This window comes from Cryobacterium sp. TMT2-17-1, from assembly GCF_004402765.1.
Lineage (GTDB): Bacteria > Actinomycetota > Actinomycetes > Actinomycetales > Microbacteriaceae > Cryobacterium > Cryobacterium sandaracinum.
The window spans coordinates 20842-46164 of sequence record NZ_SOGC01000005.1 but is presented as its reverse complement, the minus strand read 5'-3'; the positions used below and the strand labels follow the sequence as shown (position 1 = coordinate 46164).

The following is a 25323-nucleotide window of genomic DNA, read 5'->3' as shown; positions in this document are numbered from 1 at the left end:
GCCGCGATCCTTGCATCGATCGAGCACGGCCTCTCCAACGGCCGGATCGAATCCGTCAATACCAAGATCCGACTACTCACCCGAATCGCCTTCGGCTTCAAATCACCCGGCGCCCTCATCGCCCTGGCCATGCTCAGCCTCGGCGGCCACAAACCAGTGCTCCCCGGCCGGGTTTAACCCACAGAAGCAGCAGGAGAGCCAGAATCTCCGTCGAATTCGTTCGAGGCCGTGCGGGCGGGAACTGTGGATCAGGCTGCGTGGACCTGGGAAATTGCCCGAACGTGTCACTCCGAAGCGATGTGCCGGGCATGAACACAGGCGGCGCCCAGAACCTGGGTTCTGGACGCCGCCGCTTGTGCCGGAAGCACGTATTCGGTTCGGATCAGCGAGCGAAATTGCCCCGATAGTACTCGTATACCCAGCCGACGAGGCAGATGACCCCGATGCCCAACGCGATGATCGAGATCCACACGCCGACAGCCAGCCCCATGAAGAGCAGAGCAGCACTGGCAGCCAAGAGGATGGGCCACCAGCTCCACGGGCTGTAGAAACCAACCTCAGGGTCGCCGTCGTCGATATTCGCGTCAAGACGATCTTCAGGAAGCTCGCCACCCTGAGCACTGTGCACCCGGCTCAGGTAGAACGCGACGAAGCTGAAGAAGATCGCGCACAGGCCGAGTGTGAACGTCCCCGCCCACTCGATCTTGTTCTGGTTAGGGTCCAGAAGACCCCAGACCACATAGGCCGTCGTGACCACCACGAAGAACCCGCTCAGAACCCAAAGGAGATTGACGTTGGCTCTCATTTACTTCGTCCTTTTCGACGCTACGTCGTACGTGGGGGCATCCGGGGCGTCCTTCGCCGGCCCGATTCCGACTGTCATGGGCGCCTCCGGGTGGTTCAGGTCAAACGCGGGGCGCTCGGACCGGATGCGCGGGATGGAGGTGAAGTTGTGGCGCGGCGGCGGGCAGGAGGTAGCCCACTCGAGCGAGCCGCCGTGGCCCCACGGGTCGTTCACGGTGACCTGCGGTGCCTTACGGGCGGTGATATAGACGTTCAGGAAGAACGGGATCATCGAGATCGCGAGAATGACCGAACCGACCGTGGACAACTGGTTCATCCAGGTGAAGCCGTCTTCGGGCAGGTACGACGCGTACCGACGCGGCATGCCGACGACGCCCAGCCAGTGCTGCACCAGGAAGGTGGTGTGGAAACCGATGAAGAGGAACCAGAAGTGCCACTTGCCGAGGCTCTCATTGAGCATCTTGCCGGTCCACTTCGGCCACCAGAAGTAGAACCCGCTGAACATCGCGAATACCACGGTTCCAAAGATGACGTAGTGGAAGTGCGCGACGACGAAATAGGTGTCCGAGACGTGGAAGTCGAGCGGCGGCGAGGCAAGGATGACGCCGGTGAGGCCACCGAAGGTGAAGGTGACCAGGAAGCCGAGGGCCCACAACATGGGCGTTTCGAAGGTCAGCGAGCCACGCCACATGGTGCCGATCCAGTTGAAGATCTTCACCCCGGTCGGAACGGCGATCAGCATGGTCATCAGGGAGAAGAACGGCAGCAGGACAGAGCCGGTGACGTACATGTGGTGCGCCCAGACCGCCACGGACAGCGCCGCGATGGAGATGGTCGCGTAGATGAGGGTCTTGTATCCAAAGATCGGCTTGCGGCTGAAGACCGGGAAGACTTCCGAAACGATGCCGAAGAACGGCAACGCGATGATGTACACCTCAGGGTGACCGAAGAACCAGAACAGGTGCTGCCACAGGATGGCTCCACCGTTGGCCGGATCGTAGATGTGCGAGAGGAAAATGCGGTCGGACGCGGCGGCCAGAAGGGCTGCGGCGAGAACGGGGAAGGCCATCAGGATGAGGATCGACGTGACCATGGTGTTCCACGTGAAGATCGGCATCCGGAACATGGTCATTCCGGGGGCGCGCATCGTGATTACCGTGGTGATGAAGTTCACGGCGCCGAGAATGGTGCCGAAGCCGCTCAGCCCAAGCCCGACCATCCACAGGTTGCCACCGACGCCTGGGGAGAACGTCGTACTGGCCAGAGGCTGATAGGCGAACCAGCCGAAGGATGCGGCACCCTGCGGAGTGAGGAATCCACCGACGGCGACGAGACTGCCGAAGAAGAAGGCCCAGAAGGAAAAGGCGTTCAACCGGGGGAAGGCCACGTCGGGGGCGCCGATCTGCAGCGGCATGAGGGAGTTGGCGAACCCGAAGAACAGAGGCGTAGCGAACATCAGCAGCATGATCGTGCCGTGCATTGTGAAGAGCTGGTTGTACTGCTCCTTCGTCTGGACGACCTCGAGGCCGGGGGCGAAAAGCTGTGCGCGGATAACCAGTGCCATGACACCGGCAAGACAGAAGTAGACGAACGACGTGATCAGGTACATGTACCCGATGACTTTGTGGTCAGTGGAGGTGATCCACCGGACGATGACGTTGCCCTTGCGCTCGACACCGGTGGGCCGACGCGGGGCAGTGGGGGCTGCCGGCGCGGAAGGTGCCGTAGTGGTAGTAGTAGTCATGGACTAGTTGCCCTCCTGCTCGGTTGGTGCTGTCGTTCCTGGCAGATTTTGGTTGCGTGCGTAATCGAGGCCGAGCTGGCCGTCCTTGCCTGCAGCACGCAGGGAGTCGATGTACGACTCGTAGTCTGCCTCGGACACGACCTCGACCGTGAAGAGCATCAGCGAGTGATTCTCGCCGCACAGTTCGGCACACTTTCCGTCATAGGTGCCGATGCGCTCCGGGATGATCGACATGTAGTTGGTCTTGCCGGGGATCATGTCTTTTTTGTACAGGAAGTCAACGACCCAGAATGAGTGGATGACGTCGCGGGCGTCGAGCGCCAGTTCAACCTTCTGGCCGACCGGCAGGACGAGCGTGGGGATCTCGGACTGAACCAGCGAACCGGCGGGGCCGTCGACGTCGGGCTGGCCCTGGATGCCGGCACTGTAGACGTCTTCGTTGACGTAGTTGAAGTCCCAAGCCCACTGCTTGCCGATGACCTGGATTTTGACCTCCGGCTCATCGAAACGAGCCTCGATCTCTGCCTGGTCCCGCGCGGTGAAGGCGAAGAAGCCGACCACGAGAATAAGGGGAACGACCGTGTAGAAAATCTCGATCGGCATGTTGTAACGAAGCTGCACCGGAAGGCCGGTCTGACCCTTGCGGCGGCGGTAGACAACGACGGCCCAGATGATGAGCCCCCAGGTGATGAGCCCCACAATCATCAGAACGATCCACGACGTGGTCCACAGCCCGGAGATGCGCTCCGTCTGGTTGGTTACCGCCGGCTCACCCTCGATGAAGCCGGGGAGGTAGCCATGAAGCTGGGCTTGCGAGCAACCTGCGAGAACGAGGGCCAACGACGCTGCGATCGGAATTGCAGCCCATCGGAGACGATGGTTTTTGCGCACCAGTAACCTTTCGGTGAGACTCGACGACACTTAACTGGAAGTGCTTCTATAGACTTCCAGCCTACTGCGGGTGGCACGTTCCGTTGTGCAAGAACCGGCCTCCGAGATAACGAATTCGCCGCCAGTCATAGTATTTGCGGAGATACGAGCCCGTCGCGCTTTGTCTGGCGCCGGTGGGTCAGCTGAAGGAATCTCCACATGCGCAGCTTCCGCCGGCGTTCGGATTGTCGATCGTGAACCCCTGCTTTTGGATGGTGTCCTCGAAGTCGATGGATGCCCCGTCCAGGTAGGGGACACTCATTTTGTCAACGACGATCTCTACCCCATCGAAGTCGACGAGAGCGTCACCGTCGAGTAGCCTCTCGTCGAAGTAGAGCTGGTAGATGAGGCCGGAGCAGCCGCCGGGTTGAACGGCAACGCGCAGGCGAAGGTCCTCGCGGCCTTCCTGGGCGAGCAGGGTGCGTACCTTGTCAGCGGCGGTGGCGCTCAGGCCAACGCCATGGGCGGCTGTGCTGGCGACGACTGTGTCGGTCATGGTGCTCCTCAGTGTTCGAGTCGTTTTCACACGGTTTTTCGCGGCGGCTGGATGTCCGGTGGTGGCCACGAAGATTGTACTGACCACAACCGGGAATACACCCTCTGCATTCCCGGATTTCTGCGCTCTCGGTCGGGTCAGCTCCCGGTGCGCTGATTCAGACGGCCGAGTAGGAAGGCCTCACTGAGGATGGCCCGCTTGAACACTCCGAGATGCAGAGATTCGTTGGGGCTGTGCGCCCTGGAATCCGGGTCCTCGACCCCGGTGACCAAGATCTGAGCATCCGGAAACACCCGCACCAGGTCGGCGATGAAGGGGATGGACCCGCCGACGCCGATGTCCACCGGGCTTTCGCCCCAGGCTTCGGCCATGGCGCTCCGCGTCTCAGCGACGGCCCAGCCGCCCGTGTCGACCAGGAAGGCCTCCCCCGTGTCGACGTCATCGATGTCGATTCGGGCGCCGAATGGAGCCTTGGCGTGCAGATGCGCCTCGAGCGCACGGAACGCTTCGTCCGCCGACTGACCGGGAGCGATCCGGGTGCTTAGGCGAACGGTGACGGCCGGGGTGAGCGTGTTCGACGCGTTGGCCACGGACGGCGCGTCGATCCCGGTGATTGTGATGGCCGGCTGGGACCAGATCCGGCTGAGCACCGAGCCGTGACCGATCGGGCCGACGCCGTCGGTGAGCCCGGTTTCCAGGCGGAGCTGCTCCACCGAGTAGTCCGGAGTCGGAACATCGATGCTCGTCAGCCCGCGGACCGCGACGGCGCCGTCGTCGGCGTACAGGCTGTCGAGCAGACGAACGACGGCCATCATTGCGTCGGGAACCGCTCCCCCGAACATGCCCGAGTGCGACGCGTGGTCAAGGGTGCGTACCGTCAGTCGGAACGTGACATTGCCGCGCAGCGCCGTGGTCAGTGCGGGGGTGTTGATGTCCCAGTTGTTCGAATCTGCGACGACGATGGCATCCGCGCGCAGGGACTCCCGGTTCTCCTCCAGGAAGGTGGTGAAGGACCGGCTGCCGAACTCTTCCTCGCCTTCGATGAAGAGCGCCAGGCCGAGGTCGAAATCGGGTCCTTCTGCTTCCACGAGAGCTCGGATCGACGCGATGTGGGCCATGACTCCCGCCTTGTCGTCCGCCGCACCGCGTCCGTAGAGGCGGTCGCCACGCACGGTCGGTTCGAACGGGTTGGAGTCCCAGTCCGCATCCTGGCCGGGGGGTTGCACATCGTGGTGCGCATAGAGCAGAACCGTCGGGCGCCCGTTGCGTGCCGCGCGGGTGGCCAAAACGGCCGGATGGCCGAGTTCGGCACCGCCCGGGATCCCGGCTCGCTTGATCTCGACCGATTCGAACACCCCGAGGTCGCGGACCAGGACCGCGACGGCATCCGCGCTGGTGGCCACCTGAAGTGCGTCGAAGGCATCCCAGGAGACGGAGGGAATCCGCACCAGGGAGCACAGGTCGGCAATGGTCGTGGGAAGGCCGCGTTCGACTGCCGCACGAAGAGCCGGGGCGGCCGGTGAGATTGCCGGGGGCGCTGTTTCTTGAATATCGGTCATCAGGTAATCTTAAGGCAACCAATTGCAAGGAACTGATGTGGCTAAGCCTGTGAACCCAGACGCACAACCATCCATGGAGACCCCGGACGAGACCAGGTCTCGCCTCGCGGCCACCCACCCTGTCGGCAAAGGGCAGGCGACGCCCAGCCGCAAGCAGCAAGAGGCTCTGAATCGGCGCCCGCTTGTTCCAGATGACCGCAAGCTCGCGGCCAAGCAGGCCAGAGGCAAGGCCGCCGAGGCTCGCGAGCGCGCCCGGGTGGGTATGGCTGCCGGAGATGAGAAGTTCCTCCCCGTGCGCGACCGCGGTGTGCAGAAGCGCTTCGTGCGCGACTTTGTCGACGCCCGCTTCAACGTGGGCGAATTCATGATTCCGGTGATGTTTCTGGTCATCCTGCTCAGCGTATTCCCCGACGCGGCCGTGCAGACGTACGGAATCCTGGGCCTGTGGGCCTTCGTCATCGTCGCCGTTGTCGACTCCGTCATCCTGGGCTTTATCGTCACGCGCAAGCTCAATGCCAAGTTCGGCGCTGAGAAAGCCGAGCGTGTGCGCTGGTACGCAGCGATGCGTGCACTGCAACTGCGTGTGCTTCGCCTGCCGAAACCACAGGTCAAGCGCGGCCGCTACCCCGCCTGACGCCGGAACTTCTCACGCGCTCAGGCGGAGAAGGTCCCCGACCTGATCAAGGGCACGCGGAGTTCCTCGTCCGTCAGCGATCCGTGCTGACCGACCATCGAACGTGCGGACTGATTCGGCTCGCGGGAGTCGTAGTAGGCGATGAGCTTGCGTGCGGCCACGATCACGTCGCCGATGCGAGGCAAAACCTCGGGTGCAACATCGCCGAACAGCCCGGACTCGACTGCTTCCGCGCGGCTGAAGACCCAGGCGCGGTGGCCTTCAATACCGCGCCACGTATCGGCGAGGGCCGCGCCTGAGTCGGAACCGAGTTCGGGTTCGAGGTAGAGGTGCAGGCACCGGGGATCCCCGCCGATGTGGCGGACGCCGCCGATGAGTTCGGGGACCGTGTCGAAGAGCACGTGTCTGGTCATCGGGACGTCGATGATTCCGTGGTCGGCCGTGACCAGGAGACCCTCATCGGCTTTCAGTGCGGCTGCGAAGCGGGCGGCCGCGCCGTCGAGGTTCTCCAGCGCGGCCAACCACCGTTCGGACTCCCAGCCGTGCGCGTGGGCGGCCACATCCAGCTCGGGGACGTAGACGTAGACGAGGGCGCGCGGCTCGGTGTCCAGAAGGTGTCGCGCGGCGGCAAACCTGTCGGACACGCTCTCCGCGGGTACGTAGTGCGCGCCGCGAAGCGCCGCCTGGGTGAAGCCGGATGTGGTGTACCGGCGGGGTCCGATGGCGAAACCGCGGATGCCGGCATCCGCGGCCCGTTCGAAGACGGTGCGCGCACGCTGCCAGGTCTCCGGTCGCATGTCGTCGTCCCAGCCGGTCAGCTGGTTCACCACACGGTCCCGGTCGGCGTCTCGGACCCGGTAGCCGACGAGTCCGTGCTGCCCGGGTGCGACACCCGTGGTAAGGGTCGTGATGCCTGCAGCCGTGGTGGATGGGAAGACGCCGTCGACCACGCTGGACTTGGTCAGTAGCGAGTTCAGGAATCGGGCGTGCCCAGGACGGGCTCGGAGGGAACTGACGCCGAGGCCGTCCGCCAGAAGGACGACCGCCTTGTTCGTCTGGCCGAGGTCCAGAATGTTGGAAAGGCCCTCGATCGATGACAGGGAACTTGTGAGAACGTCGGCAAGGCGCAGGGTGCCGAATTGGCGGGCCGGTAGCATGGGGGGCATCGTGCCAAGTCTGACATAGACAGGGCCGGATCGATCCAGCGCCTACCCGACAGCGCGCGTCCCTCAACGCACGCCTCACCAGAATTCACGAATGAGCCGTTCAGACAGCACCACGCCCGCCACGTTCACCGAGCGCATCGAAGACGTCGATGTCTCCACCGAGATGCAGGGCTCGTTCCTCGAATACGCCTACTCGGTCATCTACTCCCGGGCGCTCCCGGACGCCCGGGACGGGCTCAAGCCAGTGCAACGGCGCATCCTTTATCAGATGAGCGAGATGGGGCTCCGCCCCGATCGCGGCCACGTCAAGTCGGCGCGGGTCGTCGGCGAGGTCATGGGAAAGCTGCATCCGCATGGCGACACCGCGATCTATGACGCTCTCGTGCGCATGGCGCAGGCGTTCACGCTCCGGGTCCCTTTGATCGACGGCCACGGCAACTTTGGCTCGCTCGATGACGGGCCGGCCGCCCCGCGGTACACCGAGGCCAGGCTGGCCGCGCCGGCCCTGGCCATGACGGAAAACCTCGACGAAGACGTCGTCGACTTCGTACCCAACTACGACAACCAGCTCACCCAGCCGGACGTTCTCCCGGCCGCCTACCCCAACCTGCTCGTCAACGGCGCGAGCGGTATCGCCGTCGGCATGGCCACCAACATGGCTCCGCACAACCTGATCGAGGTCGTCGGCGCGGCGCGGCATCTGCTCGCCCACCCAGACGCGACCCTCGAGGACCTGATGGAGTTCGTCCCGGGGCCTGACCTGCCCACCGGCGGCACGATCGTCGGGCTGACGGGAATCATGGATGCCTACGCCACCGGGCGCGGCAGTTTCAAGACCCGGGCGCGGGTATCCGTCGAAGCCATCACCGCCCGCAAGGCCGGTCTCGTGGTCACCGAACTTCCCTATCTGGTCGGGCCCGAGCGGGTCATCGAGAAGATCAAGGACGGGGTCAATTCCAAGAAGCTCAGTGGCATCTCCGATGTCACCGATCTGACGGACCGCACCAAGGGACTCCGTCTCGTCATCGGGATCAAGACCGGTTTCAGCCCGGAGGCCGTGCTCGAGCAGTTGTACCGGGTGACCCCGCTCGAGGACTCCTTCAACATCAACGCGGTGGCCCTCGTCGACGGCGGCCCGCAGACACTGGGTCTGCGGGAACTCCTGCTCGTCTACATCGGACACCGAATCGAGGTCGTGACCCGGCGCTCGGCCTACCGACTGGCCCGACGAACGGAGCGTCTGCATCTCGTCGAAGGCCTACTGGTGGCAATCCTGGACATCGACGAGGTGATCCAGGTCATCCGCGCCAGCGACGACAGCGAGCAGGCGCGCGCCAAGCTGATCGACGTTTTCGACCTGAGCCAGATTCAAGCCGAGTACATTCTCGAGCTCCGCCTGCGGCGCCTGACCCGCTTCTCACGCATCGAACTCGAAACCGAGCGGGATCAGCTGCTGGCGGAGATCGCGGCGCTGAAGAAGCTTCTCGGCAGCAGGGCCTCCATCCGCACCCTGGTGTCCGACGAACTGGCCTCGGTGGCCGAGCGTTTCGGCACGCCGCGGCGAACCCTGTTGACCGAGGCCAAGGCGAATGTCGCCGGCGCCAACAGCGCCGCCGCCAAGCGGAAGGCCGCCATCCTCGAGGTGACGGACACCCCGACCCGGGTCTACCTCAGCGTGACGGGCAAGATCGCCCGGGTGGAGATTCCGGCCGGCACCACTGTCCAGCCGGAGCGGATCACGCCGGCTCAGAGGCGCAGCAAGCATGATGCCGTCCTGTCCGTTCTGGACACGACCAGTCGCACGGAGATCGGAGCGGTCACCAACCTGGGACGGCTCATCCGCTTCTCCCCCGTCGACCTCCCCTTGCTGCCGCCGACCTCGGTCCAGCTCGGGGCCGGCGTACGCGTGCGCGACTACCTGGCCCTGCCCAACACGGCGGAGAAGATCGTCGCGCTCGTCGCGCTCGATTCCAAGCATTCGATCGTTCTCGGGACCAGACAGGGCATCGTGAAGCGCGTCACCCCCGGCGACTGGGCAAACAAACCCGATTTCGAGATCATCGCGCTGAAGCTCAATGACATGGTGGTCGGCGCGGCGCAGGGTGCGGAAGACGACGAACTCGTCTTCATCGCCTCCGACTCACAGCTGTTGCGTTTTCCTGCCGGGTCGGTGCGCCCGCAGGGGCGCACCGCCGGCGGTATGGCGGGCATCAAACTGGCCGCGGACGCGCACGTGGTGTATTTCACCAGCGTGGAAACGCACGGCGCTGCGGCGCTCGTGGTTGCGACCGTCGCGACCGGCAGCCACACCCTGCCCGGAACAGACCCGGGCAGCGCCAAAGTGTCCGACTTCTCCGAGTACCCGGCGAAAGGCCGGGGAACGGGTGGGGTGCGCTCCCAGCGGTTCCTGAAAGGCGAGGACACCGTCTCCGTCGCGTGGGTGGGGCCTCTGCCGGCCCGGGCGGTCGCGTCGGACGGCACACCCCGCATGCTTCCTGAATCAGGGTCGCGACGTGATGCGTCCGGGGCCATGCTCGACTCCGTGATCGGCGCCATCGGCGCCCGGATCGGCTGACGCCCGAGCGCGATCTCCAGCCATGTGCGGAGGGTGGTGCGTTATGGTGGCCAGATGACACACCTCGACGATTCCGCCATTCTCGTCCTCGGCGCCTCGGGGGGTCTGGGAAGTGAAATTGCCCGACTTCTGGCTGCCGGCGGCGCCCGACTCGTCCTGAGCGGGCGCAACCAGGCGAAACTTGAGGCGCTCTCGATTCCCGGAACCCCGCTCGCCGCCGACCTCACCGATCCGGACGCAATCACGACTCTCGTCGCCGACGCGATCAGCGTGAACGGACGGCTCGACGGCATCGTCAACGCGTCGGGGGTCGTTGCCTTCGGACCGGCGATCGAGGTGAGCGATGAGACGCTCGCCGAGCTGTTCGCCGTGAACACGCTGGCACCGATCCGCCTGCTCCGTGCGGCTCGGGCCGCGCTGAGCGAATCCGCAGAGCAGGGGCGAGAGCCCTTTATCGTCACCCTCAGCGGCGTCGTCAGCGAGAGCCCCACTGCCAACCTCGCCGCATACTCGGCGTCCAAGGCCGCCCTCGCTGCCTTCGGCCAGGCCGCCGGCCGGGAACTGAGGCGTAGCGGCATCCGCATTCTGGACGCGCGGCCCGGTCACACCGAGACCGAACTCTCCACTCACCCGATCTCCGGAATCGCCCCCCGCCTGCCGGCCGGCTACCCTCCGGTCGTCGTCGCCCAACGCGTCGTCGACGCCATCATCAACGGCGAACGCGACTTGGCGAGCACATCGTTCCACTCGTAGCCCCCCCCGGTCGGGGCGTCACACGTCGATACGGTCGCGACTCAGTTTGTCCGAGCTCTCGATGATGAATTCCTTGCGCGGCGCGACGTCGTTGCCCATCAGAAGCTCGAAGACGTTTCCGGCCATCTCCGCGTCGGCGACCCGCACGCGGCGCAGCGTGCGATGCGCCCGCTCCATCGTCGTCGTCGCGAGCTGGTCGGCATCCATTTCGCCGAGGCCCTTGTAGCGCTGGATCGGATCCTGGTAGCGCTTGCCGCTTTTCTTGAGTCCGGCGAGCACGGCCTGAAGCTCCACCTCCGAATATGTGTAGATGGTCTCGTTCGGCTTCGTGCCCGGGTTCATCACCACGACCCGGTGGAGCGGCGGTACGGCCGCGAAAACGCGTCCCTCCGTGATCATCGGGCGCATGTAGCGGAAGAACAGAGTAAGCAGCAGCGTGCGGATGTGCGCGCCGTCGACATCCGCGTCGCTCATGATGATGACCTTGCCGTAGCGCGCGGCTGACAGGTCGAAACTTCGTCCGGACCCGGCGCCGATCACCTGGATGATCGACGCGCACTCGACGTTCGACAGCATGTCGGCAACGGATGCCTTTTGCACGTTCAGGATCTTGCCGCGAATGGGGAGGAGTGCCTGGTGCTCGCTGTCCCGGGCGAGCTTGGCCGTGCCCAGGGCGGAATCTCCTTCGACGATGAAGAGCTCGCTCGTCGAGACATCATTGCTGCGGCAGTCGACCAGTTTCGCGGGCAGGGACGAGCTCTCCAGCGCGTTCTTCCGGCGCTGGGTTTCCTTGTGGGCGCGAGCCGAGATTCGCGATTTCATCTCGGCCACGATCTTGTCCAGCACCACCGCGGCCTGCGTTTTGTCGTCGCGCTTCGTGGACACGAAACGCTCGTTCATGGCTTGGGCGACTACGTTGGCCACGATGGCGCGAACCGCGGGGGTGCCGAGCACCTCCTTGGTCTGCCCCTCGAATTGAGGCTCGGGAAGCCGCACGGTGAGCACTGCTGTGAGGCCGGCCATCACGTCGTCCTTCTCCAGCTTGTCCGACCCCATTTTGAGCCGTCGAGCGTTCAGCTCGACCTGCGCACGCAAGAACTTGAGCAGGCCCGCGTCGAACCCGGCCTGGTGCGTTCCGCCCTTCGGGGTGGCGATGATGTTCACGAAGCTGCGGACGACCGTATCGTAACCTGTCCCCCAACGGAGGGCGATATCCACGGCACAGTCCCGGACCAGCTCGGTAGGCACCATGGCACCCGTCGGGGTCAGCACCGGGACAGTCTCCCGGAAGGTCCCGTTTCCGGTCAGTCGCCAAGTGTCGGTGATCGGGCTGTCGGTGGCGAGGTGATCGACGAACTCCGAGATCCCGCCCTCGAACATGAAGGACTCGAGCACGTGCACGTCTGTGCGCTCGTCTACGATCTCGATCCCCAGGCCCGGGACGAGAAAGGCCGTCTGACGCGCTCGCTCGAGCAATTCCTCGGTCTGAAACGACGCACCCTTCGTGAAGATCTGACGGTCGGCCCAGTAGCGCACCCGCGTCCCGGTCACACCGCGCTTGACCTTGCCGATGACGCGTAGTTCGCTCTGCTTCTCAAAGGGCGTGAACGGCGCGTCGGGGCTCTTCTTCCCCGAGTCCGCGAAAATCCCGGGTTCGCCGCGGTGGAACGACATGGCCCAGGTCTTGCCGTCACGGTCGACCTCGACATCGAGGCGCTCGGACAGGGCATTGACGACGGATGCGCCCACGCCGTGGAGGCCACCGGACGCGGCATACGATCCGCTGCCGAATTTGCCGCCGGCATGCAGTTTGGTGAAGACGACCTCGACGCCGGTCAGTCCCGTCTTCGGCTCGATGTCAACCGGAACGCCCCGAGCCGTGTCGCGCACCTCCACGCTCTCGTCAGCATGGAGCACGATGTCGATGCTGGTGCCGAAGCCGCCCAGTGCCTCGTCGACCGAATTGTCGATGATCTCCCAGAGACAGTGCATGAGGCCGCGCGAGTCGGTGGACCCGATGTACATGCCCGGGCGTTTGCGAACCGCTTCCAGTCCTTCGAGGACTGACAGGTGGCGGGCAGAATAATCAGAAGAACTCACAACGATCAAGAATACCGAACCAACGCCCTCCCCCCGGTCATCAACACCCGATTGAAGTGCGCTACGCGGTGAGCGAAATAACGGGCAACCGACTCGATAACCTTGCCAGACCGTGTTTCCATTAGGTACAGGTTAAATTGGTATCAGTTGGTATCAGTCTGGAGGAGGAAACCATGTCCCAGATCGCAGCCGCAAATGGTGCCGTCAACAACGAGAAGGCTCCCCACCAGCTCACCGCGGCAGACCGCTGTGATGCATGTGGAGCCCAGGCCTACATTCGTGTGGTGGTGAACAACAGCGAACTGCTGTTCTGCGCGCACCACGGCCGTAAGCACCAGGAGAAGCTCGCCGCCATCGCGGAGAGCTGGCACGACGAGTCGAGCCGCCTCCTCGAGGACCAGCGCTCCTAGCGGTATCGGTCGGCCTCAGGCAGCTCTAGCGGTCCTGCGACCGGCCGATGGGCTTCTATTCCATGGGGAGTCCGAGCCGCACCGCAATCTGATTGCGTGCGGCTCGTGCCATGTCGTCGGCAGCCAGTGAATCGTCACCGGGCAAATACTCGTGACCGATACGAGCGAAGGCCGCACGCAGCAGGTGGTCGGCCAGTCCGGGGTTTTTGGCGAGAACGGGACCGTGAAGATGGGTCCCGACGACGCTACCCATGACCAGTCCCTCCGCACCCGCGCCATTGCCCGATCCGGAGAGCACCTGGCCGAGCGGCGCCGCCTCGCCACCGTCATAGCTGCGCCGATGATTTTCGAAACCGATCAGACGTCCGAACCGGGAGGCGACCACGATGTCATCCGTGGCCCGTGCCGACATCGGGACGGCGCGACCGGCCACGATGCCCAGCCCCTCGACAACGGATCCGTCGGCGAGTTCGATTCCCCAGCTCAGAAGTTCCCAGCCGGTTCCGACCAGGAGGATGGGGACACCCGCGGTGGCCCAGGTGCGTAGCTCCGTGGTCATCGTCCCGAGGATGTCCCTGGCGCGCACCATGTCGGAGTCGGAGCCCGATCCGACGACGACGGCATCGACTTGGTCCGGCAGATCGGCCGCGGAGCGCACCTCCACGACCGTGGCGTCGGCACCGGCCCATCGGGCCCGCTGGGCGAGAACGCGGGCGTTGGCGGCATCGCCGTTGGTGCCCAGGAGTTCGGGAAGCAGCGACACGATCGAGAGCGGACGGGTCATTCCTGCTCCTCCTTGTTGGTGACGAGCCCCAGATGCGTCCTGGTGCGTCGCATGGAGTCTGCGGAGAAGATGATCGTCTTCAAACCCGCCAGCGGTTCGGGCAGGGCCAGGAAATCGTCCAGGGCCAGGCCCAGGTTCGGCTCGATGCGGTCGACGATGACGTCGTCGTATACCAGCTGAAGGGCAATATCGTGCGCCTTCGAACCGGATGCAATACGGACCCGGCCCAGACCCGAGGTGTTGACGGGCCAAAAGTAGGACGGGTCGCGCACGTCTGACCCGATTGCGATGAGGATCTGCTCGGTCTTCGGCTCGAGGCTGTCGACGTTCAGCTGAAAACTGGCCGGGTTCTGCACCAGTACGAATTCCACCTGCTGGCCTCGAACCGTGACGATCTCACCACGGCCGAAGACCGGTGGGATGGCCGAGATGGCGTTGATGGCCAGCACCGGATCGAAGCGGTCGCCGAGCGCGGCCTGCGCCGTGCACAGCGCGGTCAGGGCGTCGACGGCATAGTGCGTTCCGCGGGCGGGCAACCCGAGCGGGTAATCCACACCCGCAATGCTTACGGTGGCGCGGCGGCCCTGCACCGAGGTGAGGAGCATCCCCTCCCCCGCGTCCAGCCTGGTGGCGGTGGTCGCACTGTAGCCTAAGCCCCGCGGATTGTCGGCGAGAACGTCGGCGGACACGCCGTAGCGCGCGACTGCCGAGGAAACGGGCAGGCGTGCGGCGAGGTCGGTCAAATACTGGTCGTCCGCGTTGACCACGACGGTTCCGGTGGCTCTGGCGGCGATCTTGGCGAGCATGGCCGCGACCATGTTCGAGTCATGAAATCGGTCGATCTGGTCGACCATGACGTTCGTCAGCGCAACGACGCGCGGCGTCAACGTACCAGAGATCAGGGCTCCGTGGCCCTCATCCATCTCCAACACGGCGATGTCGCCCGCGATATGACCGCTCAGGCTGGCCTGCTCGAGCAGCGCGGAGGTAAGACCCTGGCTGATGTTGGCCGTGGACTGGTTGGTGAAGACAACGGTACCGTGAGCGCGGAGCGCTGCGACCAGCATCTTGGTCGTCGTTGATTTGCCGCTGGACCCGGTGACGATGACCAGGCCGCCCGGAAAGCTGTTCAGGCTGCGCGGAAGGAATCCGGGTGCGATCCTGTTGACCACGAGACCCGGGATCGCGGATCCGCCGCCCGGCTTCCGCCACCGGGCCAATTTCCGTACGATGCGTCCCAGAAGAATCGCCGGTGCATAGCGCAAAACGAGCTCTACTCGAGGTAGTCGCGTAGGGACTGCGACCGTGAGGGGTGACGCAGTTTGGCCATGGTCTTCGACTCGATCTGACGGATGCGCTCACGCGTCACGCCGAACGTGTCGCCGATCTGGTCGAGGGTCTTCGGCATGCCGTCCCCGAGGCCGAAGCGCATGCGGATGACGCCGGCTTCTCGTTCGGAGAGCGAGTCGAGCAGGCTTTCCAGCTGCTTCTGCAACATCGTGAACCCGACGGCGTCCGCAGGCACAACGGCTTCCGTGTCCTCGATCAGGTCGCCGAACTCGCTGTCGCCGTCCTCACCGAGCGGAGTGTGCAGGGAGATGGGTTCGCGGCCGTACTTCTGGACTTCGACGACCTTCTCCGGGGTCATATCCAGTTCGCGGCTCAGCTCTTCCGGGGTGGGCTCCCGGCCGAGGTCCTGAAGCATCTGGCGCTGGACGCGGGCGAGTTTGTTGATGACCTCGACCATGTGCACTGGAATACGGATCGTGCGGGCCTGGTCGGCCATCGCACGCGTGATCGCCTGACGGATCCACCAGGTCGCGTAGGTGGAGAACTTGAAGCCCTTGGTGTAGTCGAATTTTTCGACGGCACGGATGAGGCCCAGGTTGCCCTCCTGGATCAGGTCGAGGAATTGCATGCCGCGGCCCGTGTAGCGCTTGGCGAGCGAGACGACCAGGCGAAGGTTTGCCCCCAGGAGGTGGCTTTTGGCGCGGGCGCCGTCTTTGGCGACCCACATGAGCTCGCGTCCGAGGGCGCTCTTCTTCTCGGCGTCGCTCATCTGGGACATCTTGTCTTCGGCGAAGAGCCCGGCTTCGATTCGCATCGCGAGCTCGACCTCTTCGGCGGCGTTCAGCAGGGCGACCTTGCCGATCTGCTTCAGGTAGTCCTTGACAGGGTCGGCCGTCGCGCCCGTGATTGCACTGGAGTAAACCGGCACCTCGTCGTCGTCGTCGACCAGTGACAGTACCAGGGCGCCGCTCGGGAGCGCCTCGGTGGATGCTGCGCGCTTCTTTTTGGCCTCGTCGGAGTCGTCGTCGGCATCCGCGTCATCTCCGCGGGCGGCCTCATCGTGTTCGTCAGATGCCGGCTTGGCCTTCGCCTTCGTGCTGGCGGCGCGCTTGCGCGGCGCGGGCTTCTCTTCACCGCTTACTGCGGCCGCTGCCGCAGTAGCGGCCTTGGCCAGAGCGGCCTTGGTCGGCTTCTTCGCGGCGGCCTTGGCTGCCGGCGCAACTGCGTCTGAAACCTCAGTGGTGCTCACGGTGAGTTCTTCGGTCTGCTCGATTTTTTTGCGGGTTGCCATTCGAACACCTCTCATGCCGTGGCGCGGGAGCCTGCGGCGCTGCCAAGCGGGTCCCGACCGGGTGGGTCTAGCGGGAGAGGAGCCTGGGCAGTTTGGATTTTGGGCAGTACTAGGACCCATGTCAAGTCCCGGGCTATTCACACCGACACTGCTGTCGTTGCTCCCAGGACCAGAACGGGCCCTATTGACAATTATTGCATGCTTTGTGTAGGAGACAAGCCAGGCGCGCAGCTATTCAGGCTGCTGCCTCCGGCGCCATGCCCGCGCCACGGCGACCCAGAGCGGCGCGACTTCCACTCCCTCGTCGCGGGACAGCTGGCTGCGGGTGCGGGCCCGGGCGTGCAGCAGGAAAATCACGCCGAGTCCCACAACCAGGAACTGCACAGAAAACGCAACCCGAAAGGAGTCGAGCGAATACAGATCGCTCACCTCCCCCCTGGCGGTGCGCCAGCCGTCCTGCAGGTCAAGCAGTAGCCCGATGAGGTAGACCATCACGAAACTGGCGGTGAAGCCGCCCACGTTCACGACGCCGTTCGCCGAGCCGTGGCTGCGCTGGGGGTTGAAGGTGCGCGCGAAATCGAAGCCGATCAGTGAGCCGGGTCCCCCGATGCCAAGTGCGACGAGCAGCACCAGCATCAACCAGAACGGCGGCTGCTCCGGCCACAGCAGCACCGCGGCCCAGGCCGCGCCCATCAGCGCGACGACGCCGAGCACGATGGTGCTGCGGCGCAGCGGAAAGCGCGCCGTCAGGATCCCCAGGATCGGCCCGCACACCATGCCGGCACCCACCAGGACCATCAGCATCGCCGCGGCGAGGGACGGGTCGTAGCCAAGTCCGTACACCATGAAAGGGAATCCCCAGAGCAGGGTGAAGACGGTTCCGGAGGACTGTGTGACGTAGTGCGACCAGAAGCCGAGCTGGGTTCCAGGCCGCTTGAAACTGTGTGTGAGCTGCAGTAGCGCGCCACGCCAGCTGGTGGTCCGGTTCTGCATGGATGCGCGCTCCGGCTGGTCCGTCACCACGACGATGACCACGATCAGGGCCAACACGGCAACCGAGGCGGCGGAGAGGAACGTCGGCGTCCACCCCCAGGTGTGCAGCACCCACGCCAGCGGTAGGGCGGACAGCACCTGGCCGAGCTGACCGATGTTGCCCAGCCACTGCGAGAGCTGAGGAACGATGCGTCCGGAGAACCACGAGGCGATGAGACGAATCATCGAGATGAAGATGGCGGCGTCGCCGGCACCGACGAGGATGCGCCCGAGCACGGCAATCGGGATGTCGGGGGCGAAGGCGAGCGTGGTCTGGCCGACCACCATCAGCCCTGTCCCGGAGGCCACCAGCACGCGAGGCCCGTACCGATCGATCAGGACGCCCACCGGAATCTGTGCCGCCGCATAGACGGCGAGTTGCACGACGGCGAGGCTCGACAGCAGCGCGGCAGACCCGCCGAACCGTTCGGTGGCGGCGACACCGGCGATCCCGAGGGAAGAGCGCTGCAGGACGGCGGAGAGGTACGCGAACGATCCGACGTAAAAGATCAACCAGGATCGGCGCGAGTTCATTGCCCCAAACTTACCCGCGCCGAAGCATCCGGATTCACGGCGACGCGCGGCGGATCAGGCCGGCGAACCGTCGTCTCTGCTGCGCCGGGTGGCGAGGAAGTTCTCCAGTTCGGCGGCGATCTCATCGGCGCTGGGCAATTCGCCGGCCTCGTCGGTCAGTGGGGAGCGCAGCGTGCTGCCCTCCATATAGGCGTCGTAGCGCTCTTCGAGCGTGCCGACGAGCTTGCCCAGCTCGGGGTTGTCCCGCACTTGCTCGTCGATGCGGGCGACGAACTCGCGGTTCTTCTCTCGCACCCGATCGGTGGGGAAGATCAGCCCGGTGGAGGCACTCGTGCTGTCCAGGGCTGCGAGGGCGGCGAGGGGGAATTCCGTGTCGGCCAGATAGTGCGGGATCAGCAGTACGAACCCGACGACGGAGGCGCCAGCCTCCTGCAGCCGGTATTCCACCAGGTGCAGCGCGTTCGCCGGAACCTGGGTGTTCGGACGCCAGACCGACATGCTCTCGACCAGATCGGACCGGTTTCCGCTGACGGTCACGCCGATCGGACGGGTGTGCGGGACCGGCATCGGAATCGCGTGCACCCAGGTTGTGGAGGCCACCTTGAAGCGGCGCTCAAGCTGCAGCACCGCGGCGGTGAACTGTTCCCAGCGGAAATCCGGCTCGAAGCCGGTCAGAAGCAGGAACGGCTGGCCGATCTCGTCCCGGGCCTGGTACACCCTCAGGGCGGGAGGCTGATAGTCGGTGAGGTGGTCCTGGTCGAACTGGATGATCGGCCGCCGCGCCCGGTAGTCGAGCAGCACGTCGGCGTCGAAGGTCGCGACGACGGTGTGGTCAAGGGTTTCCAGAAGGTATTCCGTGAATTGCGAGACGGCGCCACCGGCATCCGCGAAGCCCGTCAGACCCGCCACAAGGTGGAGCCCCTCCGGGACGTTTTGCGCGTCCGCAGTCAGCTCGTAAATGTCGCCAGAATCCCGCATGACATTAACTGTAAGCGCCAAATTCCGGGCGGTGCGGGAATCGACGACCCCGCCGTGATGCCGAGAGCGAACACACCCGGAGCGTACGATCGGGGGATGAACGCACCCCGTCTGACCATATCCGCAGCACCCGCCCTCGAATCGGAGGTGGACGTTCTCATTGTCGGGGCGCTCCAGTCCGGCGACTCCGCCGCCCTGTTCGCTGACGCCGCCTTCGCCGGCCTCGCGGACCAACTCGCCCCCCTGGGTATCACGGGTGGTCGCGATCAGGTGGTGCGACTGCCTGCGTCGATCGGCAACGCCCGCAGCATCGCCGTTGTCGGAATCGGCAAGGAGGTCACGGTCGATGCGCTGCGCCATGCTGCCGGGTCGGCCGTTCGCCAGCTGACCGGCGTGACCTCGGTTGCCTTCGCCTTCCCCATGACCACGGATGCCCAAGCGGAGGCCGTCCTTGAGGGTGCCGCGCTCGGTGCGTACTATTACACCGCGTACCGGCAGAACTCGCTCGCCGCGACCAAGATCCCGGCGCAGGAGATCACGGTGCACACCGCCGCGGAGGCGGCCGGAGCCTCCACCCGCGTCGGAGTCATCGCCGAGGCCGTCAACCTGGTCAAGGACCTGGTCAACATGCCGCCCTCCGACCTCTACCCGGAGGCACTCGCGCGCCTGTCCATGGACGCCGCCGCGGGCCTTCCCGTCGCCGTGCGCGTCTGGGACGAGGCGGAGCTGGCCGCGGATGGTTTCGGCGGGATCGCGGGCGTCGGCCAAGGTTCCAGTCGGCCGCCGCGCCTGGTCAAGGTCAGCTACACGCCGGAGGGCGCGACGCAGCACATTGCCCTGGTCGGCAAGGGCATCACCTTCGACACCGGCGGACTCTCACTGAAGCCGCCGGCATCCATGGTCGGTATGAAATACGACATGACCGGCGCGGCGACCGTGCTGGCCGTGACCCTGGCGGCCGCCCGCCTGGGGCTCAACGTGCGCATCACCGCCTGGCTCTGCATCGCGGAGAACATGCCGTCCGGCTCGGCCATCCGACCCAACGACGTGTTGCGGATCCGCGGAGGCCGCACGGTCGAGGTGCTGAACACGGATGCGGAGGGTCGCCTGGTTCTTGCGGACGGTCTCGTCGCGGCCGGCGAGGAGTGCCCGGATGCGATCGTGGACGTGGCGACGCTGACCGGCGCCGCCCTCGTCGCACTCGGCACCCGCTACTACGCCGCCATGGGTGAGGATGCCCTGGTCGCCCGGGTGCTCACCGCCGGCAAATCGGTGGGTGAGCTGGTGTGGCCGATGCCGCTTCCCGAGGAACTGCGCCCTCTACTCAACTCGGATGTCGCCGACATCGCCAACGCGAAGATCGGCAGCACCCACGGCGGCATGCTGCTCGCCGGAGTATTCCTGCAGGAGTTCATCGGAACCCGCGGCAACGGGGACGGCACCGAGACGATCCCGTGGGCCCACCTGGACATCGCCGGGCCGGCCCACAACACCGGCAGCGGGTGGGGATTCACGAATGCCGGGCCGACCGGAATCTCGGTTCGGACTCTGCTCCGACTGGCCGAGGACTTTTCGCGCCCGTAGTACAGTCGAGTGGGCGAGAAATCTCGCCCACTCTCGCCTGCCCGGATGCGTATCCTCGCTGCGGGCAGACCGGGTTGTGATGTATGAGGGAGTATCTGGGTGTCGGAACAGAATTTTGACCTTGTCGTTCTCGGCGGCGGAAGCGGTGGCTACGCGGCCGCATTGCGTGCCGTTCAGCTGGGGCTCACCGTTGGCCTGATCGAAAAAGGCAAACTCGGCGGAACCTGTCTGCACCTCGGTTGCATCCCGACCAAGGCACTTCTGCACTCGGCCGAGGTGGCCGATTTCAGCCGCGACGCCGCGAAGTATGGTGTCAAAACGCAGTTCGAGGGCATCGACATGCCCGCCGTGAACGCGTTCCGCAAGAGTATTGTGGCGTCGAAGTTCAAGGGGCTGCAGGGTCTGATCAAGTCGCGCGGCATCACAGTGATCGAAGGTGAAGGTCGACTGATTTCGCCGAACACCGTGCAGGTCGGTGCCGACACCATCGTGGGTAAGAACATCGTCCTCGCGACAGGCTCCTACTCCCGCTCCCTGCCGGGGCTCGCCATCGGCGGTCGAGTCATGACCAGCGAGCACGCCCTCGAGCTCGAGTTCGTCCCGAAGAAGGTCGCCGTGCTCGGCGGCGGCGTCATCGGCGCCGAATTCGCGAGCGTCTGGAAGTCCTTCGGTGCCGACGTCACCATCATCGAGGCACTTCCCCACCTGGTTCCCAACGAGGAAGAGTCCATCTCCAAGCAGCTGGAGCGCGCCTTCCGAAAGCGTGGCATCGAATACTCGCTCGGCATCCGGTTCCAGAGCGTCACTCAGCACGAGAACGGCGTCGTCATCACCCTGGAGGACGGCACCGTCATCGAGGCGGAGATTCTGCTCGTCGCCGTCGGGCGTGGCCCGTCGACCGCCGGACTCGGCTTCGAGGAGGTCGGCGTCACCATGGACCGCGGCTTCGTCCTGACCGACGAGCGCCTCGCGACCAACATCCCCGGCGTCTTCGCCGTGGGCGACATCGTCCCCGGCCTGCAGCTCGCGCACCGCGGATTCCAGCAAGGCATCTTCGTCGCCGAGGAGATCGCCGGTCTCAACCCGATCGTCGTCGACGACCTCAACATCCCCAAGGTCACCTATAGCGACCCGGAGATCGCCTCCGTTGGCTACTCGGAGGCCAAGGCTGCCGAAAAGTTCGGCGCCGACCAGATCTCCACCGTCGAGTACAACCTGGGTGGAAACGGCAAGAGCTCCATCCTCGGCACGAGTGGCTCCATCAAGCTCGTCCGGGTCAAAGACGGCCCCATCCTCGGTGTCCACATGATCGGCGCCCGCGTCGGCGAGCTGATCGGTGAGGGACAGTTGGTGGTGAACTGGGAGGCCTACCCGGAAGACATCGCCCCGTTCCTGCACGCGCACCCCACCCAGAACGAGGCACTCGGCGAGGCCTTCCTGGCGCTGGCCGGCAAGCCGCTTCACGCGTAGCCGTCGAACCTCTGCATTCAGACACTCAGTACTCTAATTACAGACAATTCGTTTTGAAGGAGACAATCGCATGAGCGAATCCGTTAACCTCCCGGCACTCGGTGAGAGTGTCACAGAGGGTACGGTCACCCGCTGGCTGAAGAACGTGGGAGACCGCGTCGAAGTCGACGAGCCGCTGCTGGAAGTATCGACCGACAAGGTGGACACGGAAATCCCGTCCCCCATTGCCGGCGTGATCGAGGCCATCCTGGTTCAGGAAGATGAGACCGTCGAGGTCGGAACTCCGCTGGTCACGATCGGTGACGGTTCCGGTGCCTCCGCTCCCGTCGCGGAAGCGCCTGCGCCGGTGGACGCTCCCGAGCCCGTCGCGGAAGCGCCGGCACCGGTGGCCGCCCCCGCACCCGTGGCGGCACCCGCACCCGTTGCAGCACCCGAACCGGTCGCGGCACCCGCACCGGTCGCTGCACCCGCACCGGTGTTCGCGCCCACACCGGTCGCGGCACCCGTTGCTGCTGCGGCTCCTGTCGCTGCCCCCGTCGCCGCCCCAGCACCTGCCGCTGCCCCCGTGGTCGCGCCGGAGCCGGCCGTCTCCCGCGGATCGCACGCGGGAACATCCGGCTACGTCACCCCCATCGTCCGCAAACTCGCGAACGAGGCCGGTGTCGATCTGTCTCGCGTGGTCGGAACCGGTGTCGGTGGACGCATCCGCAAGGAAGACATCGCGCTCGCCCAGGTCAGCGCTCCCGTCGGGACGACTGCAGCAACAGCTCCGGCCGTGGAGGTTTCCGCCCTGCGCGGGACCACCCAGCCCATGTCGCGTCTGCGCAAGGTCGTCGCCGAACGCGCCGTCATCTCGATGCAGTCATCGGCTCAGCTGACCACGGTGGTCGAGGTCGACGTGACCCGGGTCGCGATTCTTCGCGACCAGGTGAAGGCCGATTTTCACGCCAAGACGGGTAACAAGCTGTCCTTTCTGCCGTTCTTCGCTCTCGCTGCAGCCGAGGCACTTCAGGCCAACCCAATCATCAACGCCACCATTAACGGCGACACGATCGTGTACCCGAGCCAGGAGAACATCAGCATTGCGGTCGATACCGAACGCGGCCTGCTGACCCCGGTCGTGCGCAACGCGGGCGAACTCGATCTGGCCGGATTCGCCGCTCAGATCGCCGATCTCGCTCAGCGCACCCGCGACAACAAGCTCAAGCCCGACGAACTGTCTGGTGGAACGTTCACGCTGACCAACACCGGTTCGCGCGGTGCGCTCTTCGACACCCCGGTCGTCTTCCTGCCGCAGAGCGCCATCCTCGGCACCGGGGTTGTCTACAAGAAGCCCATCGTCGTCAGCCAGGGTGGCCTCGACGCGATCGCGATCCGCTCGACCGTGTTCCTGGCTCTGTCCTATGATCACCGCATCATTGACGGCGCGGATGCTTCACGCTTCCTCGTCACCATGAAGCAGCGTCTCGAGGCAGGTGCCTTCGAAGCAAACCTCGGCATCTAGTCGATGTCGTCCGTGAGACCGGACCTTGACTAGTAGTCGAAAATATCCCTGATTCGCCAGCCGGCCTCGCCCTTGATCACAAGGACCGAGGCCGGCTGTCGTTCTGCATCCGGGGCCTGAAGCGACACGAGCGCGACATCCCCCATTCGCTCCACCAGAACCGCCGCCCACGACGACCAATCCTCGAATTCGGCGACCTCGCCGCCCTGTTGCATCATGCGCAGGGTGTAGCTGTCGGCCGCCAGAGCCGCCGATTGCGCCTGGTGCACGGCATCGAGGCAGACCACCGAAACCTCCGCAAGGCACCGGCTGCGGACCCGCAGCAGGGCCGGAAGCGCGACCACCGGGTCGTCACCGGTCACCACGGCTTCCTCTCGGGGAGACCCGTCGCCGCCTACTTCGTCGCCGTCAGCGGTGGTCGACCCGGCCAGCTTTGAGGAGCCCTCCGGCCGCGCTCCGTCGGTGTGTGCGGATCCACCCGCGGCCAGCGCCATCACCGCCAGTCCCGTACTCAACAGGGCCACGAGGGCCACGAGGAGCAGCGGCCCACGGCGGAGGCGGAACCGCCGGCCCAGCAGCGACTTCAGCCCACCGGCCGGGTGACCTTCCCACAGCCGGCCAACCGCCGTGCGAGCACGCGAGACCCGGCTGCCGAGCATCCGTTTGGCCCGGGGATCCTCTGCGGCAAAGCGGACCTTCTCCGTGGGAGCACATCCGACGAAATCGTCACTCAGAGGTCTCCGGAGCCAGTCGACGGCCGGTTGCGGCCCGCTGACGGCCTCGGGGCTCCGACCCAGCCTCACCGGCCTGGCCTCGGCCCAGGCGAACAGGAGATGCTCGACCTCGCCCCAGGTGCGGGCCGCCGAGCCAGCGGCCGGCACCGCACACCACCGTTCCAGGTCGCGGAGGACCGTCGGGACCGGCACGACGGGATCGACGTGGTCGAGCACCGTCCGGATGACCTGCGCGAGCCGGCCGTGCACCAGGGCGAGCGCCTCGGACCGCCCGCGACCGGCCTCGGGCAGCGCCCGGAGCTCTCCCAGCCCGGTCAGGACCGGGCGCCCGCTGGAGTCGAAGAGAATGCTCGCGAGGCTGACGGCCGGATGGATCAGGCCGATGGCCTGCAGCTCCGCCAATGCGGCCGCGATCGGCGCCAGGATCGTGACCGCCTCCCCGGGAAGCAAGTGGCTGCGGCCCTCCAGAAAGCCGCTCAGCGACCCGCCCGTGAGCTGTTCCAGTACGAGGCAGGTGCGGCCATCGGCCAGGGTGCCGACATCGACGAGCGTGGTCAGCCGTCCGACCGTCAGGGTGGTCAGGGCTTGGACCTCCCGTTCGATCGAGAGGTCATCCGTTCCCGGATGGAAGACCTTGAGCACGACGGACGTCGTGGAGCCACCCTGCTCCCACCCCCGCGCCTCATCCCCGGTCGAGGTCGACGGGGACGGCGCCACGCCCACATACAGGTCGGCCCGGTCGGTTGACGCCAAGCGCCGCAGAGCGCGGTAGCCTGCGACCAATGTGGGGCCGCCGCCGGGTACCGAGCCGGTCGAGTGCGGCGGGGACGCGGGCCCCGGATTGCGGACGCGTCGACCGCGAGTTCTCATACCGGACATGCTGGCCTCGCCGCTCCCCTCCCGGCCGACCCGGACTCGGTTCGGGGACAACCGGGCCGCCAACCCCGTGGG

21 protein-coding genes are annotated in these 25323 nt (G+C 65.5%); 8 read left to right on the top strand and 13 right to left on the bottom strand.

Annotated elements, in window-relative coordinates; translation table 11 throughout:
- A partial coding sequence (locus E3O47_RS01080; protein ID WP_166785298.1) for a transposase occupies positions 1 to 177 on the top strand: 177 nt, incomplete at its 5' end.
- 205 nt (positions 178 to 382) lie between these two features.
- On the opposite strand, the gene E3O47_RS01075 is transcribed toward E3O47_RS01080, so the two are convergent.
- From E3O47_RS01075 to E3O47_RS01055, 5 genes are all read right to left on the bottom strand, one after another.
- Positions 383 to 805, bottom strand: coding sequence for a cytochrome c oxidase subunit 4 (locus E3O47_RS01075; protein ID WP_104102028.1), 423 nt, complete (start codon positions 803 to 805; stop codon positions 383 to 385).
- Positions 806 to 2548, bottom strand: coding sequence for a cytochrome c oxidase subunit I (gene ctaD, locus E3O47_RS01070; RefSeq protein ID WP_104102025.1), 1743 nt, complete (start codon positions 2546 to 2548; stop codon positions 806 to 808).
- A gap of 3 nt (positions 2549 to 2551) precedes the next feature.
- The gene (gene coxB, locus E3O47_RS01065) at positions 2552 to 3439 is read right to left on the bottom strand and encodes a cytochrome c oxidase subunit II (protein WP_134419341.1); all 888 of its coding nucleotides are present in this window, start codon (positions 3437 to 3439) and stop codon (positions 2552 to 2554) included.
- 178 nt (positions 3440 to 3617) lie between these two features.
- Positions 3618 to 3974 (bottom strand): iron-sulfur cluster assembly accessory protein, encoded by a 357-nt coding sequence (locus tag E3O47_RS01060; RefSeq protein WP_104102019.1) that lies wholly within the window; start codon positions 3972 to 3974, stop codon positions 3618 to 3620.
- Positions 3975 to 4111: 137 nt separating this feature from the next.
- Positions 4112 to 5533, bottom strand: a complete 1422-nt coding sequence (locus tag E3O47_RS01055) for a dipeptidase (RefSeq protein WP_134419340.1) — start codon at positions 5531 to 5533, stop codon at positions 4112 to 4114.
- Positions 5534 to 5606: 73 nt separating this feature from the next.
- On the opposite strand from E3O47_RS01055, the gene E3O47_RS01050 reads away from it, so the two are divergent.
- Positions 5607 to 6167 (top strand): DUF3043 domain-containing protein, encoded by a 561-nt coding sequence (locus E3O47_RS01050; protein ID WP_104102013.1) that lies wholly within the window; start codon positions 5607 to 5609, stop codon positions 6165 to 6167.
- Positions 6168 to 6187: 20 nt separating this feature from the next.
- On the opposite strand, the gene E3O47_RS01045 is transcribed toward E3O47_RS01050, so the two are convergent.
- Positions 6188 to 7333 carry an alkaline phosphatase family protein gene (locus tag E3O47_RS01045; RefSeq protein WP_198416282.1) on the bottom strand — a complete coding sequence of 382 codons (1146 nt, stop codon included), beginning with the start codon at positions 7331 to 7333 and terminating at the stop codon, positions 6188 to 6190.
- A gap of 91 nt (positions 7334 to 7424) precedes the next feature.
- Here E3O47_RS01045 and E3O47_RS01040 point away from each other — a divergent pair, with 91 nt between their 5' ends.
- On the top strand, positions 7425 to 9908 hold the full coding sequence (locus tag E3O47_RS01040; protein WP_104102007.1) for a DNA topoisomerase (ATP-hydrolyzing): 2484 nt from the start codon (positions 7425 to 7427) through the stop codon (positions 9906 to 9908).
- 54 nt (positions 9909 to 9962) lie between these two features.
- Entirely contained in the window at positions 9963 to 10661 is a 699-nt protein-coding gene (locus E3O47_RS01035; RefSeq protein WP_104102004.1) for an SDR family NAD(P)-dependent oxidoreductase, read from the top strand.
- A gap of 18 nt (positions 10662 to 10679) precedes the next feature.
- On the opposite strand, the gene E3O47_RS01030 is transcribed toward E3O47_RS01035, so the two are convergent.
- A complete protein-coding gene (locus E3O47_RS01030; RefSeq protein ID WP_134373798.1) occupies positions 10680 to 12761 on the bottom strand; it encodes a DNA topoisomerase IV subunit B in 2082 nt (693 codons plus the stop codon).
- A 173-nt stretch (positions 12762 to 12934) separates the two neighbouring features.
- On the opposite strand from E3O47_RS01030, the gene E3O47_RS01025 reads away from it, so the two are divergent.
- Positions 12935 to 13171, top strand: a complete 237-nt coding sequence (locus tag E3O47_RS01025; protein ID WP_104101999.1) for a hypothetical protein — start codon at positions 12935 to 12937, stop codon at positions 13169 to 13171.
- Positions 13172 to 13226: 55 nt separating this feature from the next.
- On the opposite strand, the gene E3O47_RS01020 is transcribed toward E3O47_RS01025, so the two are convergent.
- From E3O47_RS01020 to E3O47_RS01000, 5 genes are all read right to left on the bottom strand, one after another.
- Positions 13227 to 13955 (bottom strand): cobyric acid synthase, encoded by a 729-nt coding sequence (locus E3O47_RS01020; RefSeq protein WP_134419338.1) that lies wholly within the window; start codon positions 13953 to 13955, stop codon positions 13227 to 13229.
- Entirely contained in the window at positions 13952 to 15127 is a 1176-nt protein-coding gene (locus E3O47_RS01015) for a MurT ligase domain-containing protein (RefSeq protein ID WP_134419337.1), read from the bottom strand. The genes E3O47_RS01020 and E3O47_RS01015 overlap by 4 nt, the downstream gene beginning before the upstream one ends.
- Before the next feature lie 101 nt (positions 15128 to 15228).
- A complete protein-coding gene (locus E3O47_RS01010; protein ID WP_134570218.1) occupies positions 15229 to 16536 on the bottom strand; it encodes an RNA polymerase sigma factor in 1308 nt (435 codons plus the stop codon).
- A 231-nt stretch (positions 16537 to 16767) separates the two neighbouring features.
- On the bottom strand, positions 16768 to 18102 hold the full coding sequence (locus E3O47_RS01005; RefSeq protein ID WP_104101987.1) for an MFS transporter: 1335 nt from the start codon (positions 18100 to 18102) through the stop codon (positions 16768 to 16770).
- A gap of 54 nt (positions 18103 to 18156) precedes the next feature.
- A complete protein-coding gene (locus E3O47_RS01000; RefSeq protein ID WP_134419336.1) occupies positions 18157 to 19080 on the bottom strand; it encodes a PAC2 family protein in 924 nt (307 codons plus the stop codon).
- A gap of 96 nt (positions 19081 to 19176) precedes the next feature.
- Here E3O47_RS01000 and E3O47_RS00995 point away from each other — a divergent pair, with 96 nt between their 5' ends.
- From E3O47_RS00995 to E3O47_RS00985, 3 genes are all read left to right on the top strand, one after another.
- Positions 19177 to 20664, top strand: a complete 1488-nt coding sequence (locus E3O47_RS00995) for a leucyl aminopeptidase (protein ID WP_134419335.1) — start codon at positions 19177 to 19179, stop codon at positions 20662 to 20664.
- Between the two features lie 99 nt (positions 20665 to 20763).
- Positions 20764 to 22134: a dihydrolipoyl dehydrogenase gene (gene lpdA / locus E3O47_RS00990; RefSeq protein WP_104101978.1), complete on the top strand. Its 1371-nt coding sequence runs from the start codon at positions 20764 to 20766 to the stop codon at positions 22132 to 22134.
- Positions 22135 to 22204: 70 nt separating this feature from the next.
- Positions 22205 to 23638 carry a 2-oxo acid dehydrogenase subunit E2 gene (locus E3O47_RS00985; RefSeq protein WP_134419334.1) on the top strand — a complete coding sequence of 478 codons (1434 nt, stop codon included), beginning with the start codon at positions 22205 to 22207 and terminating at the stop codon, positions 23636 to 23638.
- 29 nt (positions 23639 to 23667) lie between these two features.
- Here the strand turns inward: E3O47_RS00985 and E3O47_RS00980 are convergent, their stop codons facing one another.
- The gene (locus tag E3O47_RS00980) at positions 23668 to 25242 is read right to left on the bottom strand and encodes a protein kinase (protein WP_166785297.1); all 1575 of its coding nucleotides are present in this window, start codon (positions 25240 to 25242) and stop codon (positions 23668 to 23670) included.
- Positions 25243 to 25323 lie beyond the last annotated feature (81 nt).